Raw genomic sequence first — 18,064 nt, 5'->3', positions numbered from 1 at the left:
CGCAAGGGTAAAGTTGAGAAGAATGTTCAATATGAAGTAAAATGCTATGCGCTATGCACTATGCGCCATGCTTCAGAAAACATGAAATCGGTATTCAGATTTGAAGATTTTGAGATATGGAAAGATGGAATTCAGGTTTCTAAGCAACTTCTCAAAGTAGCAAATGATCTTGAAGAACAGAAATATTACAGATTCGCGGAACAACTAAGATCAGCTACAATGAGTATCACAAACAATATAGCTGAAGGTTCCGGCTCATTTTCTGACAAAGAGTTTGCGCAATTTTTAAACATATCACGAAGATCAATTTTTGAATGTGTTAATATTCTTATTATCTTGAATGAATCTGAAATGTTATCACTGGATACACTTGACCCACTTAAAGACAAATTGGATCATCTGTCAAGAAAAATAACACTTTTCAGAAAATCCTTAATGTAAAATCAAATAGTGTTTTTCGCTATGCCTTGTACTCTATGCCCCATGCTTTTTCCCGCTTTGCGCCATGCTATTTGCGCCAAGCTTTTCCGCTTTGCGCCATGCTCTATGCGCTTTGCTTCTTCCCGAAAGCAACCTTTCACCTCAAATCTCCGTTATAACTATATAGCATCTTAACAAATTTTAACTATATTAGTAGATATTTCTGAACAATGATTGACAGACTTAAGCATCAAACAATTGAAATATTCCGGAAGCATTCACTGCCCAGGTGGTTTGTTCTCTTAATTGATATAAGTGCAGTTTTACTTACATTCCTTCTTGCTTATATTTTAAGATTCAATTTTGAGCTAAATACCTTCAGTTACCCTGTCGCAATTAAGCAGGGAGTATTGGTATCTGCGGTTTATCTGGGACTGATGCTATTGTTTAAATCATATTCCGGATTACTAAGACAGACTACAATTAAGGATACATTTATTATAGCAGTAACTAATACAGTTGCTCTTGTAATTTTGTTGATACTGACCCTAATTACCAGGAGGGTGAGTTTGGAATCTTTATACAATGTCCCATTATCAATCTTAATGATTCATTATGGCACAGTTACTGTGTCTCTTATATTTTTTCGTGTTTTCATAAAGATGTTCTACGTGTTCGTATCTGTTCCTTCAAGCAGCAGAAAAAATGTGTTGATCTATGGATCAGGAGAGACAGGTATAATGGTTAAAAAGGTAATACACAGTGACCCAAGGAGTGGATATCAGCTAAAAGGATTTATTGATGATAATCCTAAGTTGCAGGGCAAAAAAGTAGATGGTTTTCCCGTTTATTCACAAAAAGTTCTTTCAAGGGAATTTATTGAAGCTGAGGGCATTTCTGTTTTTATCTTTGCAATAAAGGATATCTCACCTCAAAAGAAAAAAGAGGTGCTGGAATCAATGATTGAACTGGGTCTTGAAATTCTTGATACTCCGTCCTTTGATCAATGGCTGAATGGGAACTTACAGGTTAAGCAATTGAGGAAAGTACAGTTGGAAGACCTTTTGGGAAGAGATCCGATTACACTTGACCTGAAAAGAATTGGGGCTGGATTGAAAGGAAAAACAATTTTGGTTACTGGAGCTGCAGGTTCAATAGGATCTGAGATTGTAAGGCAGCTTACTAGATACGATTACAAGCTTTTGGTGTTGGTTGACCAGGCAGAGACTCCTTGTTTTTATCTTAATAATGAACTCACTGAAAAGTTCCCTGATTGCCGGTTTAAACTGATTGTGGGTGATGTTACAAATGAGCTGAAAATGGATTTTATTTTCAGAAAATATCATCCTGAAATTGTATTCCATGCAGCTGCTTACAAGCATGTTCCGGTGATGGAGAGGAATCCGCATGAGGCTTTCAGGGTTAATGTTGGAGGAACAAAGAATATCTCTGATCTCGCAATCAAGTATAAAGCAGAGAAATTTGTAATGATTTCATCAGATAAGGCTGTCAATCCAACCAATGTAATGGGGGCTTCAAAAAAGGTATGCGAACTTCTCGTTCATGCACAGGCAAGAAGGACAGGAATTAAAACTAAATTCATTACAACCAGGTTCGGCAATGTGTTAGGGTCTAACGGGTCTGTTATACCACTATTTAAGAAACAGATTGCAGACGGTGGTCCCATAACAATTACTGATCCAGAGATTACTCGTTTCTTTATGACAATACCTGAAGCCTGTCAGCTGGTTCTTGAAGCAGGTTTTATGGGTAATGGAGGCGAGATTTTTATTTTTGATATGGGGCAACCGATCAAGATTCTTGATATCGCCACACGACTGATACAACTTTCAGGTCTCGAACCATATGAGGATATCGAGATAAAATTTACAGGATTGCGTCCGGGTGAAAAACTATACGAAGAACTCTTTGCCACAAGTGAAGAACAAATGCCAACACATAATCCGAAGATAAGCATCGCCAAAATTGCTGATGCAGACTATGAATGTATCCTGCCAAAGATAAATGATGCACTGGTTAATATCTACGAAAAAACCGGTCCGGAGGTTGTTGAGGCTATGAAGGAGATTGTGCCGGGGTATACGAGTAAATATGCAACTACTGCCTAAACACAAACCTTTAATAACTTTTGTCTTTTTACTTTAGTCTTTTGTCTTATATTCCTATTATTTATTAATTCCTGCAATGTCTCAGAATACTCCAAGGAAGGTTTTCGTAAGCGGTTGCTTTGACATACTCCATTCAGGTCATATTGCCTTCTTAAAAGAAGCATCTCAATATGGTGATTTGCATGTTGGCTTGGGTTCAGACAGGACGATATATGATCTTAAGGGAAGAAGTACCGTAAATTCAGAAGATGAAAGACTTTACATGCTTCAGGCGTTGTCGTGCGTGAAGAGCGTAACAATTAACAAAGGAGGTGGAATTCTTGATTTCCTTGATGATATGAAGGTTCTCAAGCCCGACATTTTCATAGTGAACGAAGATGGGCATACTCCGGAGAAGGAAGAAATTTGCAAAGATTTGAGAATAGAGTATAAAGTTCTGAAGCGAATACCTCACGCTAATCTGCCAGTACGGTCTACTACAACATTAAGAAAAGAGACTCCAATTCCGTATAGAATTGACCTGGCAGGAACCTGGATTGATCAGCCATATGTTTCAAAGCATAACCCGGGTTGGGCAATAACAGCATCAATAGAACCAACAATCGAATTTAATGAACGTTCCGGAATGGCAACATCAACAAGGAAAAAAGCTATTGAGCTTTGGAATGATCATCTTCCAATGGAGAATCCGGAAAAACTCGCAAAAATTCTTTTCAGATATGATAATGATCCCGGTACAAAAGATGTAAGTGGATCACAGGATTCTATTGGGATCACAATGCCTGGAATAAACAGGTTTTTTTACGATAAGGAACAGTACTGGCCATCGAGATTCGAGACAATAACTGATCTTTCAATAATAAAATGGCTTGAGGAACGACTTTATATGGTTACACTCTGGCCCCGACCTGCTGATTTTGTTGTACTTGAAAATACCAGTATTTCAGCTGAAAATGTTAAAAATCTTACTTCGGCGGCTGAAATGGCTTGGGAAGGATTAATCAAAAAGGATATAAATCTGTTCTCAAAAGGATTTGTTCAATCCTTTAATTCGCAGATTACAATGTTCCCAAAAATGATGAATAATAAGATTGCCAAAGTGATTGATATGCACAGGGATAAAGCATTGGCATGGAAACTTTCAGGAGCAGGAGGAGGAGGATATTTGATTCTTATTAGCGACGAAGAGATTCCGAACGCCATAAAAGTTAAGATCAGGATAAAAGATTATTGGATTTAATTCAAATGATCGATACTTCATTTTAGAAATAAAGGATATTAGAATAAGATTGTTGACCAACGAATCTCCAATGATATAAGTCGCGACACCGATGATGACTATGCGAATCCTGATGTAAAAAGAGAAAGTCCCGATAAAGTCAATGCCAAACCTGATTATGACAGTGAAAACTCCAATGAATACGTTGCGAACTCCGATTAGGACTATGGGAGCCACGATTAAAATACTGGAAGTCCCGATGAAGTCAATGCTCAACCCGATGATGACTGTGGAGACCACGATGAAGACAATGCAAACGGCGATGATGACTTTGACTCTCTCAACGTCATAACTTAATAACGCTATTACGCCATTACGCAATAAGGCCTGACACCACACAAACATAACTTTAAAAATCGAATGAAAAAAATAGCTTTGATCTCAGGAATTACAGGACAAGACGGGTCCTACCTTACTGAATTATTATTGGATAAGGGTTATGAAGTAAATGGAATTATCAGGCGATCAAGCTCCTTTAATACTTTCAGGATAGATCATATTTATAATAATCCTGAATACCTGAATAAAAGTTTTTTTTCTTCATTATGGAATCTTACTGATTCGAGTAACCTGAACAGGCTGGTTGAGAAGATAAAGCCTACAGAGATTTATAATCTTGGAGCACAGTCGCATGTTCAGGTGTCATTTGAAGTACCTGAGTACACAGCAGAAGTGGATGGTGTTGGAACACTTCGTTTTCTTGATGCTATAAAGGAGGTTGGATTGAAGACCAGATTTTACCAGGCTTCTACATCTGAATTATATGGCAAAGTGCGAGAGATACCACAGACAGAAAAAACGCCGTTTTATCCAAGAAGTCCATATGCTGCAGCAAAGCTATATGCTTACTGGGTAGTGGTTAATTACAGGGAAGCGTATAATGTATTTGCAAGTAATGGGATACTTTTTAATCACGAAAGTGAAAGAAGAGGAAAGACTTTTGTAACACGAAAAATTACAGTAGCTGCATCAAAGATTATTCTTGGTCAACAGGATAAGCTTATTCTTGGAAATATTGACTCAAAGCGTGACTGGGGCTATGCTCCTGAGTACGTTGAGGGAATGTGGAGGATATTGCAAGCAGAGAATCCTGATGACTTTGTTTTGGCTACTAATGAAACACATACAATCCGCGAGTTTATTGAAGAAACATTTAAAGTTTTAGGAGAAGAGATTGTGTGGACAGGTAAAGGAATAGAAGAAAAAGGGATGCTGAAATCATCAGGTAAAGAAGTTATTGGAATTGATCCCCGTTATTTCCGTCCAACTGAGGTAGATATCCTTATAGGAGACCCTGCTAAGGCAAAAGCAATACTTGGCTGGCAACCAAAAACTACCTTTAAAGATCTGGTGAAAATTATGGTTTTGTCAGATTTCAAAAAAGCAAAAAAACGAATGATTTAGTGGCTTCACCCTTATTTAAAGATTTTACTTTTGTCTTTACACTTTTTTCTTTTATCTTATAATCTTGACCCTCATTACTCCATTACTCTAATTCTCCTCAATAGTTGAAAACAGACTCCAAAATATACATAGCTGGCCATAATGGTATGGTAGGCAGTGCTATACATAGAAATTTAGTTACAAAAGGATTCTCCAATTTTGTTTTTACACCTTTCCCTCAATTTGATCTGACCGACCAAAAAACTGTTGCAGATTTTTTTGCAAAAGAGAAACCTGAATATGTAATACTTGCTGCAGCCAAGGTTGGAGGAATAGTTGCTAATAATACCTACCGTGCTCAGTTTCTGTATGAGAATTTAATGATCCAGAATAATATTATCCATCAGAGCTATGTAAATAGAGTAAAAAAGTTGCTGTTCTTAGGGAGCTCATGTATATATCCAAAGAATTGTCCTCAGCCAATTAAAGAAGAGTATCTCCTTACTGGTGATTTGGAATATACTAACGAACCATACGCTATTGCAAAAATTGCTGGCATTAAGATGTGTGAATCATATAACATTCAATATGGTACAAACTTTATTTCAGTTATGCCAACAAATCTTTACGGACCAAACGATAATTATAACCTTGAAACATCGCACGTCCTCCCAGCACTTATTAGAAAGATGCATTTAGGTAAATGTCTGGAAAACAATGATTGGGATGCGCTCAGAAAAGATCTTAATAAATATCCGATTGAAGGTGTTAATGAAACTTCGTCCGAATCAGATATAATGAATATTCTTTCAAAATACGGAATTAAATACACATCTGAAACCGAGTACCCAGAATCTAGCACCGAGCACCCAGCACCAAGCATCCAGCACCCAGTTTCCATTACCCTCTGGGGCACCGGCTCTCCATTTCGAGAGTTCTTATATGTTGATGATTTGGCCGATGCTTGTGTGTTTTTGATGGAAAATGTAAATTATGCCGATCTATTTGATAAGTACCCAGCACCCAGCACCCAGCACCCAGCATCATCTTTTATGAGCTCTGAGCCCGACGCCCCACGCCCGAAGCCTCATGCCGACATAAAGAACACCCACATTAACATCGGCACCGGTAAAGATCTTACTATTAAAGAGCTTGCTGAATTGATTAGAGATATTGTTGGATTTAATGGTATGATTGATTGGGATTATTCAAAACCTGATGGCACTTATCGCAAGTTGCTTGATGTAGGTAAAATAAATTTATTGGGTTGGAAAGAAAAAATAGAATTGGAGGAAGGGATTATGAAGGTTTATTCAAAGCATAATTTATAAATAAAAGTTTTTTTATTTTATCATGGCTTCACGAATCTTGTTAATTATTCCTAAGTTTTATGAAATTGAAAAGAAAATAGTGATTTTGCTAAGAGAATTTGGGAACGAAGTATATTATATTGAAAACAAAGAAATCGCTTTTGATTATAGTAATAAGACTTCAAAATTTCGTTACATAAGACGATTTTATTTTTTTTTATTTTCCCCACGTGAACGCTATATTAAGATTGAATTAGCGAAGATTGAAAATTTGAGATTTGATATATTGTTTTCTATTAACTGTTTTACAGTTTGTCCCAATTTATTAAATCGATTAAAATATTTTAATCCAGGATTGCGATCTATTCTCTATCTATGGGATTCATTCTCAAAGTATTCATGGGAAAATAGAATCAGGCTGTTTGACAAAATTTTTACATTTGACATATATGATTCATTAAAGTATAACATTGAATATCTCCCAAATTTCTATTTTAATGTTACAGATAGTCAGAAAAATGAAATTGTAAATGATTTATCCTTCATTGGTAAATTTTCTCCTGAAAGACTATTGATTATTGACAGGCTAGTGCCTCATATTTCAGAAAAAAACATCAAGTACTTTTTTCTACTCAGGCCCTCATTTAAAATGTCATTTCATAACTATTATTTTTACCGGTTACTGAAATACCTTAAGATAAATAATCGATGGGTAATTAATTACATCTCAATTTTTGAAGCAAATAGCATGATTCTAAAACGAAATTTCATTAAATCAGATAATCTGAGTTTCGAGGAAGCACAAAAAACTATGCAGAACTCTAATGTTATTCTTGATTTACCGTATTCAGATCAGACTGGCTATACACATAGAATTATCGCAGCATTGGCTAACGGAAAGAAAATTTTAACAACCAATCCTGGAATAGTTAATGAATCTTTTTTCAATCAGGATCAGATACATATTTTGAATCCAGACAAGCCTGAAATCGATATTAAATGGATCAAAGAAAAAGTTGGATTCTGTGTTAATCCTTATTTTAATAAGCTGGAATTGAAATCCTGGCTAAATCATATTCTGAATGGGATGGTTGCTTAAACATAAGGTAGACCTCTTCTTTCTTACAAATCCTTTTTATGTTTTTTGCTTATCTTTCACTTTAGCGATTATCGTTTATCTATGGGGTTGGAGCGACATATTTCCTAAACTGTCAGTCAATCTTCTTGTTTTTTTTGGAATATCATTTATTGTGTTCATCACTTTTGGTTACAAATATCATACTAAAGGTTTCAATTATAATTTAAACCAATTGTTTCCTTATTTTATGAATGAAATTGTGTTCTGGCTGATTATACTTCTTGGATTCATAAATATTCTATATATGGGGTACATGCCATTTTTACGGTATGATCCTCATTACAGAGAGTTTGGTGCTCCCGTTATTGATCCCATCTTTAATACATTATCGATATTTTTTTCAGTCTTTTATTTGCAGACCTTTCTGAATAGTAAAAAGAAGAAATATTTATTATACATTTTTTCGATATTGATATTACAAATTCTAATCTTCAGAAGATCTACAGTTGTCTGGATTTTACTCTCATCATTGTTTATGTTAATATATCATTACAGGAGGATAAGTCTAATTTCTATTTTATTCCTTCTTGCATTAATTCCTTTTCTTTCATATTCATTTGGGGTGTACGGAAATTATAGGAGTAATCTTTCAAAATCATTTGTAATTGATGATTTAGGCGCAAGTGAAAGTTTTAAAAAATCTGGGATGAGTCATAATCAATATATTTCATACCTGTATGTTAGTTCTCCTCTTGCAAATTTGCAAACCAATATTAATGAATCGAAAGGTTTTTTTAATAATAGAAATCTGCATAGTTTTATTTTTTATTGTGTTATTCCACAGAGTATAACATTAAGAGCACAAAAAAAACTTAACTTAACTGCTCCTAGTCCAAGTTTAATATCCTCAGAGTTGTTAGTAGGTACCTTCCTAATGGTTGGCTTTATTACAATGGGATGGGGAGGTATGATTCTGATGTTATTATTGGCGTTAATAGCAATATGTTTGTGCTTATATGTAACAAAAAGATGGAATGTTTTTCAGGTAACAACTCTTTGCATCTTAGAATCTACAGTTTGTCTTTTGATATTCTCAAATTTTCTTAACAGGCTTGATGTAATTCTCATGGTTTTCATTTATCCAGTATTTTTTCATCTAATTTTTGAAAAGGCAAGGATTAGGGAAAGTTTAGTAAAATGAAAGATAAAAATGTTGCAATTATTGTAACCAGTATAACTAGTCTTGGTCCTGTTAAGGTTATGCAGACATTAGTAAATTATTTAAGTAAAATCGATCATCCACTAAAGATAAAGGTTTATTATATCAAATCAACTTTTGATTTTAATATGGAAATGAATGTTCCGATTGAAAGATTGAACTACAATACATTTCCTTTTGGCAGTTTTGATATAATACATACTAATGGTTTTCGCCCTGATTTTTTTGCATTTGTGAACAGAAAAAAAATTAAATATCATATCTCTACTTTGCACAATTTGGTATTCGAGGACTTATCATTTACTTATAACAGGTTCATTTCATTTATATTCGGAAATATTTGGTTAATACTGTGGCGAAAAGCTGATAAACTGATTTGTGTTTCTAGATCTATGAAAACCTACTATGAGAAGTTACTACCTGCCTCTAAGCTTGAGATAATTTATAACAGCGTTCCTGAAAATAATGACCTGGTTAGGCTGGATTCTGTTATTGTAAAAATTATTGATGATTTCAGAATCCGGGGATTAAAGATTTTTGGGTTTTCAGGAATTCTGAATAAAAGAAAAGGGCTGGATCAGATTTTGAATCTCTTGTCTATTGAAAAAGGCTTGGCACTTGTTGTTTTTGGCTCAGGAGAGGGGTTGAAAAAGTTGCAAAATATAGCTGAAAAATTGAATGTCTCTGACAGGGTCTGTTTTTGTGGATTCATGAACAATCCGGTTATTTATTATAGATTTCTTGATTTTTTTGTAATGCCTTCCCGTTCAGAAGGATTTGGCCTGGCTTTAGTAGAAGCTGTTCAGTCTAAGGTCCCTGTTATTTGTTCTGATCTGGAAGTGTTTAAGGAATTATTTAATAATGATGAAGTTACGTTTTTTAAACTAGAGAATTTGAGCTCTTTGATTGATGCCTTGAGAGAAGTAAATGAAGATGGACCTGAAAAGGTCGATTTAGCATTCACGAGATATTTGAAAAACTATACTGAAAAGTTAATGGCAACTAAGTATTTGGAATTATATAGATACGCATCTTAGTTACATGGAAATATGCTTTTACCTTATATCTTTTTTTTGTCTTTAGTTAAATGACTGATCTTGCTGTAATAATGTCAGTATATATAAACGACAAGATTAGCTATTTAGAGCAATCAGTACAGAGTATCTTAACACAGACCTACGCTGACTTTGATTTTTTTATCGCATTTGATGGTCCTGTTTCAAATGAAATAGAAAATTATCTTATAAATTTAAGAGATAAGAGGATCCATTTATATAAAATTGAGAAAAATGGAGGATTGGCACGAGCTCTAAATTTTTTGTTAGAAATTGTCTTAAATAATCCTGAATATAAATTTATTGCTAGGATGGATGCGGATGATATCTCCGTATCAAATAGATTTGAGTCTCAAAAAAAATTCTTTCTTTCAAATCCTAAGATTGCCTGTGTTGGATCATGGTACAAGGAAATTGATGAAAATGATAAAATAGTTTCATATCAGAAATTACCTTTAAAGCATGAAGAGATAAAAAAATTTATTTTAAGACGATCTCCATTGGCTCATTCATCGGTAATGTTCAGAAGGGAAATGGTTGATAGAGCAGGCCTGTATCCTACAGATTCCTTAGACTTGAAGATTATCTTTTTTGGAGTAACGCTATTAAGAGTGGTCTAATCTTAGAGAACCTGCCTGAATATTTGTTACTTTTTAGGCGGGATAAGAAATTTTATAAGCGAAGATCGGGATTCATTTTTGGTTTCAAATATATAATAACACGGTTTAGAATTAACAAGGCTTTGAAGGCTCCAAGCCATATTTATTTTTATTCGCTTTTGGTCGGAATAGCAAGAATTATGCCCTCATTCATCCTAAAGTTCATTTATAAAGTTTTCAGAAAATCAGATGTATAGTGATTTTTGGATAATTAATGATGCAATCAGTTGCATACCTTTTCACTAAATTTGTGAGGATTGCCATTAAATTGAATATATGGATAAATGAGTACTTCTCACTTTTAAACAAAATAAAAATTTGATTCTAAAAAAAAATCAATGCAATTCTTAAAAATTCTTGTTACAGGAGCCGATGGATTTATAGGATCTCATCTGGTTGAAAGTCTTCTTGAAAAAGGTTATAATGTAAGAGCTCTCTCTCAATATAATTCATTCAATAGTTGGGGTTGGATTGAGGATATTCCTTTAAATGGTAATCTTGAGGTTGTCTGTGGTGACATCCGTGATCCGCATTTCTGCAGGAACCTTGTTGAAGATGTTGATTTGATTTTCCATCTGGCTGCCCTGATCGCAATTCCTTTTTCTTACCATGCCCCTGACAGTTATGTCGATACCAATATAAAGGGAACCCTTAACATTTGCCAGGCAGCCAAAGAGAGAGGCAATATCAGGTTAATTCATACTTCCACCTCCGAAGTCTATGGAACTGCTCAATATGTTCCAATAGATGAAAAACATCCGAAACAACCTCAGTCTCCCTATTCAGCAACAAAAATCGGGGCCGATGCAATATCCATGAGTTTCTATAGCGCATTCGGACTGCCAGTATCTGTTGCCCGGCCGTTTAATACTTTTGGACCCCGGCAATCAGCCCGCGCTATCATACCAACGATTATTACCCAGATTGCCAACGGGATGAAAGAGATAAAGCTTGGAGATTTAAGTCCTACACGCGATTTTGTTTTTGTGAAGGATACATGTGCAGGATTTATTGCTATAGCGGAATCAGAACTGACTATTGGCAGAGAAATTAATATCAGCTCCAACCAGGAGATCTCAATATTGAATTTATTGAACACGATAAAGGAGATTATGAAGTCAGATGTGGAATTCATTGACGATGATCAGAGACACAGGCCTGAAAAATCAGAAGTATTCAGGTTATGGGGAGATAACTCCTTGCTTAAGGAACTGACTGGCTTTAAGCTTCAGCATACAATTCAGACGGGTTTGAAAATTACATGCGATTGGTTTGTTAATCCCGAAAACCTGAAAAAATTCAAACCTAATATTTACAATATCTAGAAATGGCAAAATATCAATATATAATTGATAAAATCAGATTAGTTTATTCTGAACCCGGGAATCCCATTCCTCTTCATGTTCCAACTTTTAATGGAAATGAAAAGAAATATCTCAACGAGTGCATCGACTCCACTTATGTTTCAAGTGTAGGGAAATTTGTTGATTTGTTTGAGGAAAAAGTTGCTGAGTACACTGGATCTGAATTGGCAGTGGTATGTGTAAATGGAACCAATGGTCTTCATATTGCACTGAAGCTTGTTGGAGTTGAGCAAAACGATGAAGTGATTAGCCAGTCGCTGACTTTTATTGCTACTGCAAATGCTATAAGCTATTGTAATGCAGAGCCTGTATTCATTGACGTGGATAAAGACACATTGGGCCTAAGTCCTGCCGCACTTGAATCTTTTCTAATAAATGAAACAACGATGAAGTCCGATGGCTGTTATAATAAATCATCGGGAAAAAGAATAAAAGCATGTGTTCCAATGCATACATTCGGACATCCCTGCAGGATTGAAGAAATTGCTGCTCTATGTGAAAAATACAAAATAGGACTGGTTGAAGATGCCGCTGAAAGCATCGGAAGTTACTATAAAGGAAAGCATACCGGGACATTCGGTAGGATTGGAGTGGTGAGCTTCAACGGGAATAAAACCATAACCACAGGTGGAGGAGGTATGCTTTTATTCAATGACAAGGATCTGGCCCTGCACGCAAAGCATTTGACAACACAGGCAAAAGTAAAGCATCCATGGGAATTTGTCCATGATGAAATAGGTTATAACTACAGGATGCCAAATATTAATGCTGCACTTGGTTTAGCTCAGCTTGAACAGCTTGATTTTTTAATTGAGAAGAAAAGACTTTTAGCTAAAACATACAGTGATTATTTCGAGTCAGGTCCGGTAGCATTTTTCAGAGAACCTGATTTCTGCAGATCCAATTATTGGTTGAATGTTCTGATTTTTGATTCTAAAAAGGAAAGAGATCTGTTTCTTGAAGAATCAAATGAACAGGGAGTAATGACGCGTCCTGTCTGGCGTCTGATGAATAAGTTGAGCATGTTTAAAAACTGCCGGAAAGATTCCTTGGCTAATTCCGAATGGCTTGAAGAAAGAGTTGTTAATATTCCCAGCAGCGTTATAATTTAGATATGGAATCAATCATTCTGATAGGAGGTGGCGGACATTGCATTTCGTGCATCGATGTTCTCAGGCTGGAAAATAAATATGAAATTGCCGGTATTCTCGATACTTTTGAAAAAGGAGGCACTGAAATGCTTGGCATTAAGGTAATCGGAACAGATGATGATATTCCCATGCTAGCTGCTAAATACAGGAATTTTCTTATAACAATAGGTCAGATTAAGTCTCCTGAAAAGCGTGTAAAAATATTCGAACTGGTAAAAAATTACAATGGTAGTTTACCTGTCATTATCAGTCCCCGCGCCTATGTGAGCGCTTCTGCAATAATTGAGGAGGGAACAATTGTAATGCATGACTCGTTAATCAATGCCAGGGCGCAAATCGGTAAAAACTGTATTATTAACACTGGTGCACTGATTGAGCACGAAGCTATTGTAGGCGATAACTGTCATATTTCAACACAATCAGTAATAAACGGACAGGTTATTGTTGGAAATAATTCGTTTGTCGGCAGTAATTCTGTAATTGCAAATAATATTTCATTGCCTGAAAATATTATTGTTGCAGCAGGGGCTTGCATTCTGAAAAATCCAGATGAGCCAGGTTTATATATTGGAAATCCTGCTCGAAAAGTTCTCAAATCATGAAAACTACTATTATTGCGGAAGCCGGTGTTAATCACAACGGTGATTTTGAACTGGCAAAGAAGTTAGTTTTTGCTGCAGCTGAAGCTGGAGCTGATTATGTCAAGTTTCAAACATTCAAAGCAGACAGAATTGCTAGTAAATCAGCAACAAAGGCTGATTATCAGGAAAGAAATATGAGCAATGGGAATGTATCTCAACTTTCATTACTTAAACAGCTTGAGATGCCTGAAGATTGGCATTATAAATTAATTGACTTAGCAATTAAGTATGGCATAAAATTCTTATCTACTGGATTTGATCAGGAAAGCATAGATTTTTTAGACAAACTGGGCTCTCCACTATTTAAAATTCCATCAGGGGAAATTACCAACAAGCCTTATCTTCAACATATTGCAAAAAAGCAGAAACCGGTCATTTTATCAACGGGAATGGCCAATCTGGAAGAAATAAAAGCAGCAGTAAACGTTCTGCAATTAAATGGTGTTCCTAAAAACAACATTACTGTTTTACATTGTAATACTGAGTATCCAACACCAATGGAAGATGTCAATCTTATGGCAATGATTACAATCAGAAACAGTTTAGGTGTAAAAGTTGGATATTCCGATCATACACTTGGCTATGAGGTTCCAATTGCAGCTGTGTCATTAGGTGCTACCGTAATTGAGAAACATTTTACACTGGATTGCAATCTTTCTGGACCAGATCATAAAGCATCTTTAGAACCTGGTGACCTGAAAGCAATGATAAAAGCAATTAGGAACATTGAGCTTGTTCTCTCAGGGGATGGTGTAAAGGAACCCAGCAGAAGCGAACAAAAGAATATATTGGTTGTTCGTAAGAGTATTGTTGCCGCAAAACAGATAAATAAAGGTGAGATATTTACAAGTGAGAATATTACAGTAAAGAGACCAGGCTCTGGAATAAGCCCTATGCTGTGGGATGAAATAATTGGTAAAAAAGCTTCAAGAAATTTTGAATATGATGATTTAATTGAACTATAATGAAGGACGTATTTTCAAATAATAATTAATATTTTTGGAATTGCGTAAAATTGACTCATTCAGGATGAAAAAAATTGCAGTTTTAACAAGTTCCCGTGCCGATTATGGAATTTACTTGCCATTATTAAGAAAATTGAAGAATGATTCCTTTTTTGAATTAAAGTTAATTGTGTTTGGAACTCATTTCTCACATCGACATGGATATACCATAACACAGATAATTAAAGATGGGTTTGATTCAATATACCCTATCGAATCAGTTATTTTAGGAGATTCTCAAAATGCCATTTCTACATCTTTAGCTTTGACTTGTCTAAAATTTGCAGACTTTTGGCGAGATCATCAAGATGATTTTGATGTGGTTTTTTGTTTGGGTGATAGATACGAAATGTTTGCTGCTGTTATCTCCGCAATCCCCTATAATATTCAATTTGCTCATCTTCATGGTGGTGAAACAACTTTAGGAGCAATTGACAACGTATTCAGACATTCTATTAGCCTGGCTTCAAAATTCCATTTTGTCTCATGTACTGAGCATGGAAAGCGGGTATCTGAATTAATTCGATCGGATTCCAATATTTTTAATGTAGGTTCACTCAGCCTCGATAATCTGACAAATTCTTCTTTCTTAACAAAAGAAAAATTTAGTAAGAAATTTGGTTTGGATCTTAAAAACGCAACCATACTAGTAACAATGCATCCTGAAACCTATTATCCTGAAAGAAACTCAGCGTTTGTTGATGAATTGGCAGATGTATTACTTGACCTTGTAGACTATCAGGTTCTTATTACACTTCCTAATGCAGATACTAATAACGATACAATTAGAAACAGGTTTCTTCGGCTCCCAAATGAATCTGACAATAGGATAAGGTGCTTCGAAAACCTAGGTTCTCAAGCATATTTTTCTGCAATGAAATATTGTGCGTTTCTTCTAGGGAACACTTCAAGTGGAATTATTGAAGCTGCTTCATTAGGGAAATGGGTAATTAATCTTGGAAAACGGCAGGATGGAAGAGTGCAAAGTCAAAATATACTGAATGTTCCTTTTAAAAAATCAAAAATTTTGAAAGCAATTAAGACCATTGAATCAAATACTGAGTACCAGGGAGATAATGTTTATTATAAAAAAGATGTTTCATCATTAATATGTTCAATACTAAAAATGAGCTAATGAATTTTAAGGATTTTACAATAAGAACAGATACAAGATGCATTGATGCATTGCGGATACTAGATATTGCCACCTCAAACCAAACATTATTTGTTGTTGACCAAAATAGTAAATTAAAGGGTACTTTAACAGACGGCGATATCCGCAGGGGGTTAATTAAAGGCCATAATCTTGAAAGTCCTATTCATTTATTTTGCAGAAAGGATTTTAGTTTCGTTAATGGAAAAGTTGAAGTTTCTTTTATCCATAAATTGAAAAAGGATGGAATAAAAGTTTTACCAAAGCTCAATATAGAAGGGCAAATTGAAAGGGTTTATGATTTGGTGCGTTTGGAATCAATTTTACCACTTCACGCAGTTATAATGGCCGGTGGAAGAGGTGAAAGATTACGCCCTTTGACTGATAAAACACCCAAATCAATGTTGCCATTAGGTGATAAACCTATTATAGAGCATATTATAGATAGGCTGATTTTGTATGGTATTGAGACAATTACAATTTCGGTTCGCTACCTGTCGAGCCAAATAACAGATTATTTTGGTGATGGCTCCACAAAAGGAGTCAGGATCAACTATATTGAAGAAGACATTCCACTCGGAACGGTTGGTTGTGTTTCGAAAATTGAAAAAATTGACCAGGAAAACTTATTGATTCTTAATTCAGATGTATTTACCAACATTGATTTTGAAGACTTCTTTCTGGATTTTGAAAACTCTGGTGCTGATATGGCTGTAGCCTCTATTCCATATTCAGTTGATATTCCATACGCCATATTGGATCTAGATGACAATTTTATTACCAGTTTTAAAGAAAAACCTAAACATACCTATTATGCAAATGCAGGTATTTATTTGATAAAATGTGAAAAGCTAGATCTTGTGCCCAAAAACACTTTTTTTAATGCGACAGATTTAATGGATTCAATTATATTAAATAAGGGAAAACTAATCCATAGTCCGGTTACTGGGTATTGGATTGATATTGGCAAACATGATGACTATAATAAAGCAAAGGAAATAATTAAACACCTTAAGAATGTTCGGTAATAAAAAGATTCTTGCGATAATCCCTGCAAGAGGAGGAAGTAAGGGTCTTCCTGAAAAAAACATAAAATTACTCTGCGGTAAACCTTTAATTGGATGGACAATAGAACAAGCAAAAGGGTGTAAATATATCGATAGTATTTTTGTAACAACTGATTGCCAGAAAATTGCAAATATAGCTGGACAATTTGGTTTAAATGTGCCATTTCTTCGACCTCCAGAACTGGCAGAAGATACTTCCTCCTCTATGGATGTTGTAGTGCATGTCTTGGAATATTATAGAACCCAAAATGTTAATTTTGATTATGTATTACTATTAGAGCCTACATCCCCCTTAAGAAAGCGAAATGATCTGGATTCAGCTGTTAAGTTGGCAATAGGAAATGAATCAGCTGATGGTGTCGTAAGTTTAGGTGAGGTTCATATGGAACACCCAATGATAGTTAAGCAGGTAGATAATGATATGAAGATTAGATCCTATATTGAGGATGTTAAAAGAATAACACAAAGGCAAATGGCAGATAAAGCATTTTTCCCTTATGGTGTTATCTACATGATAAAAACAGAAGTCTTTAATCGCGAAAAATCATTTTATACAAATAACATTATTCCATATTTCATCGAAAGGTGGCAAAATTATGAAGTAGATGATATATATGATTTTATAGTAATAGAAGCTATAATGAATAATAAAATGGAGGATATTATATGAATTTTCTGGTAATTGGCCTTGGATCTATGGGTAAAAGAAGGGTAAGATGTCTTCAGTCACTAGGCTACTCTGATATTGTTGGTTTTGACAATAGAGAGGACAGACGAAAAGAAGCTCAAGTGAAGTATAACATAAAAATTATAGATTCAATAAATGGTATTTTCTTTTCAGATTTTGATGCTTTCATTATTTCCACACCTCCAGATCAGCATACTCCATACCTTAAAATGGCTATTGATCACTCTAAACCGGCATTTATTGAAGCAAGTGTGCTTTTAGAAGAGGTCAAGGAAATCAATCTGTACAACAAAAATAATACATTTCTGGCACCATCATGCACTTTACGTTTCCATCCGATGATAAAAGACATTACCAAAATCGTGAAAGAAGGCAAATATGGAAAAGTAACAAATTTCTCATACCATTCGGGACAATATCTCCCAGATTGGCATCCTTGGAAAAACGATTGAATTTGGTACTAA

Annotated in this window: 17 protein-coding genes; all 17 read left to right on the top strand. The window is 35.0% G+C overall.

Going from position 1 to position 18,064, the window contains the following annotated elements:
* Positions 1 to 81: 81 nt before the first annotated feature.
* The 17 genes from IPJ16_11635 to IPJ16_11555 all read left to right on the top strand — a co-directional run bounded on the left by IPJ16_11635 (position 82) and on the right by IPJ16_11555 (position 18,052).
* Positions 82 to 441, top strand: coding sequence for a four helix bundle protein (locus IPJ16_11635; GenBank protein ID MBK7627819.1), 360 nt, complete (start codon positions 82 to 84; stop codon positions 439 to 441).
* A 209-nt stretch (positions 442 to 650) separates the two neighbouring features.
* Positions 651 to 2,549: a polysaccharide biosynthesis protein gene (locus IPJ16_11630; GenBank protein ID MBK7627818.1), complete on the top strand. Its 1,899-nt coding sequence runs from the start codon at positions 651 to 653 to the stop codon at positions 2,547 to 2,549.
* Between the two features lie 76 nt (positions 2,550 to 2,625).
* Positions 2,626 to 3,789 carry an adenylyltransferase/cytidyltransferase family protein gene (locus IPJ16_11625; protein ID MBK7627817.1) on the top strand — a complete coding sequence of 388 codons (1,164 nt, stop codon included), beginning with the start codon at positions 2,626 to 2,628 and terminating at the stop codon, positions 3,787 to 3,789.
* A gap of 399 nt (positions 3,790 to 4,188) precedes the next feature.
* The gene (gmd, locus tag IPJ16_11620; GenBank protein ID MBK7627816.1) at positions 4,189 to 5,232 is read left to right on the top strand and encodes a GDP-mannose 4,6-dehydratase; all 1,044 of its coding nucleotides are present in this window, start codon (positions 4,189 to 4,191) and stop codon (positions 5,230 to 5,232) included.
* 104 nt (positions 5,233 to 5,336) lie between these two features.
* Complete coding sequence (locus IPJ16_11615; GenBank protein MBK7627815.1) at positions 5,337 to 6,542, top strand: GDP-L-fucose synthase; 1,206 nt, start codon at positions 5,337 to 5,339, stop codon at positions 6,540 to 6,542.
* A gap of 334 nt (positions 6,543 to 6,876) precedes the next feature.
* Positions 6,877 to 7,620 (top strand): hypothetical protein, encoded by a 744-nt coding sequence (locus IPJ16_11610; protein ID MBK7627814.1) that lies wholly within the window; start codon positions 6,877 to 6,879, stop codon positions 7,618 to 7,620.
* Positions 7,621 to 7,903: 283 nt separating this feature from the next.
* A complete protein-coding gene (locus IPJ16_11605; GenBank protein MBK7627813.1) occupies positions 7,904 to 8,800 on the top strand; it encodes a hypothetical protein in 897 nt (298 codons plus the stop codon).
* Positions 8,797 to 9,855 (top strand): glycosyltransferase family 4 protein, encoded by a 1,059-nt coding sequence (locus IPJ16_11600; GenBank protein MBK7627812.1) that lies wholly within the window; start codon positions 8,797 to 8,799, stop codon positions 9,853 to 9,855. The genes IPJ16_11605 and IPJ16_11600 overlap by 4 nt, the downstream gene beginning before the upstream one ends.
* Positions 9,856 to 9,905: 50 nt before the next feature.
* Complete coding sequence (locus tag IPJ16_11595; protein MBK7627811.1) at positions 9,906 to 10,493, top strand: glycosyltransferase; 588 nt, start codon at positions 9,906 to 9,908, stop codon at positions 10,491 to 10,493.
* Positions 10,494 to 10,870: 377 nt separating this feature from the next.
* Positions 10,871 to 11,857, top strand: a complete 987-nt coding sequence (locus IPJ16_11590) for an SDR family NAD(P)-dependent oxidoreductase (protein ID MBK7627810.1) — start codon at positions 10,871 to 10,873, stop codon at positions 11,855 to 11,857.
* A gap of 2 nt (positions 11,858 to 11,859) precedes the next feature.
* Positions 11,860 to 13,008: a LegC family aminotransferase gene (locus tag IPJ16_11585; GenBank protein ID MBK7627809.1), complete on the top strand. Its 1,149-nt coding sequence runs from the start codon at positions 11,860 to 11,862 to the stop codon at positions 13,006 to 13,008.
* Positions 13,009 to 13,010: 2 nt separating this feature from the next.
* Positions 13,011 to 13,649 (top strand): acetyltransferase, encoded by a 639-nt coding sequence (locus IPJ16_11580; GenBank protein ID MBK7627808.1) that lies wholly within the window; start codon positions 13,011 to 13,013, stop codon positions 13,647 to 13,649.
* Positions 13,643 to 14,653, top strand: coding sequence for an N-acetylneuraminate synthase (gene neuB, locus IPJ16_11575; protein MBK7627807.1), 1,011 nt, complete (start codon positions 13,643 to 13,645; stop codon positions 14,651 to 14,653). The genes IPJ16_11580 and neuB overlap by 7 nt, the downstream gene beginning before the upstream one ends.
* Positions 14,654 to 14,717: 64 nt before the next feature.
* A complete protein-coding gene (gene neuC / locus IPJ16_11570; protein MBK7627806.1) occupies positions 14,718 to 15,827 on the top strand; it encodes a UDP-N-acetylglucosamine 2-epimerase (hydrolyzing) in 1,110 nt (369 codons plus the stop codon).
* A complete protein-coding gene (locus tag IPJ16_11565; GenBank protein ID MBK7627805.1) occupies positions 15,827 to 16,873 on the top strand; it encodes a nucleotidyltransferase family protein in 1,047 nt (348 codons plus the stop codon). The genes neuC and IPJ16_11565 overlap by 1 nt, the downstream gene beginning before the upstream one ends.
* Entirely contained in the window at positions 16,863 to 17,582 is a 720-nt protein-coding gene (locus tag IPJ16_11560; GenBank protein MBK7627804.1) for an acylneuraminate cytidylyltransferase family protein, read from the top strand. Before IPJ16_11565 ends, IPJ16_11560 begins: the two co-directional genes overlap by 11 nt.
* Complete coding sequence (locus IPJ16_11555; protein ID MBK7627803.1) at positions 17,579 to 18,052, top strand: Gfo/Idh/MocA family oxidoreductase; 474 nt, start codon at positions 17,579 to 17,581, stop codon at positions 18,050 to 18,052. The genes IPJ16_11560 and IPJ16_11555 overlap by 4 nt, the downstream gene beginning before the upstream one ends.
* The last annotated feature ends 12 nt before the right edge of the window (positions 18,053 to 18,064 follow it).

The sequence above is a fragment of the Bacteroidales bacterium genome, assembly GCA_016709865.1.
In the GTDB taxonomy this organism is placed as follows: Bacteria; Bacteroidota; Bacteroidia; order Bacteroidales; family VadinHA17; genus LD21.
This window is presented reverse-complemented; position numbering and strand designations above follow the sequence as displayed.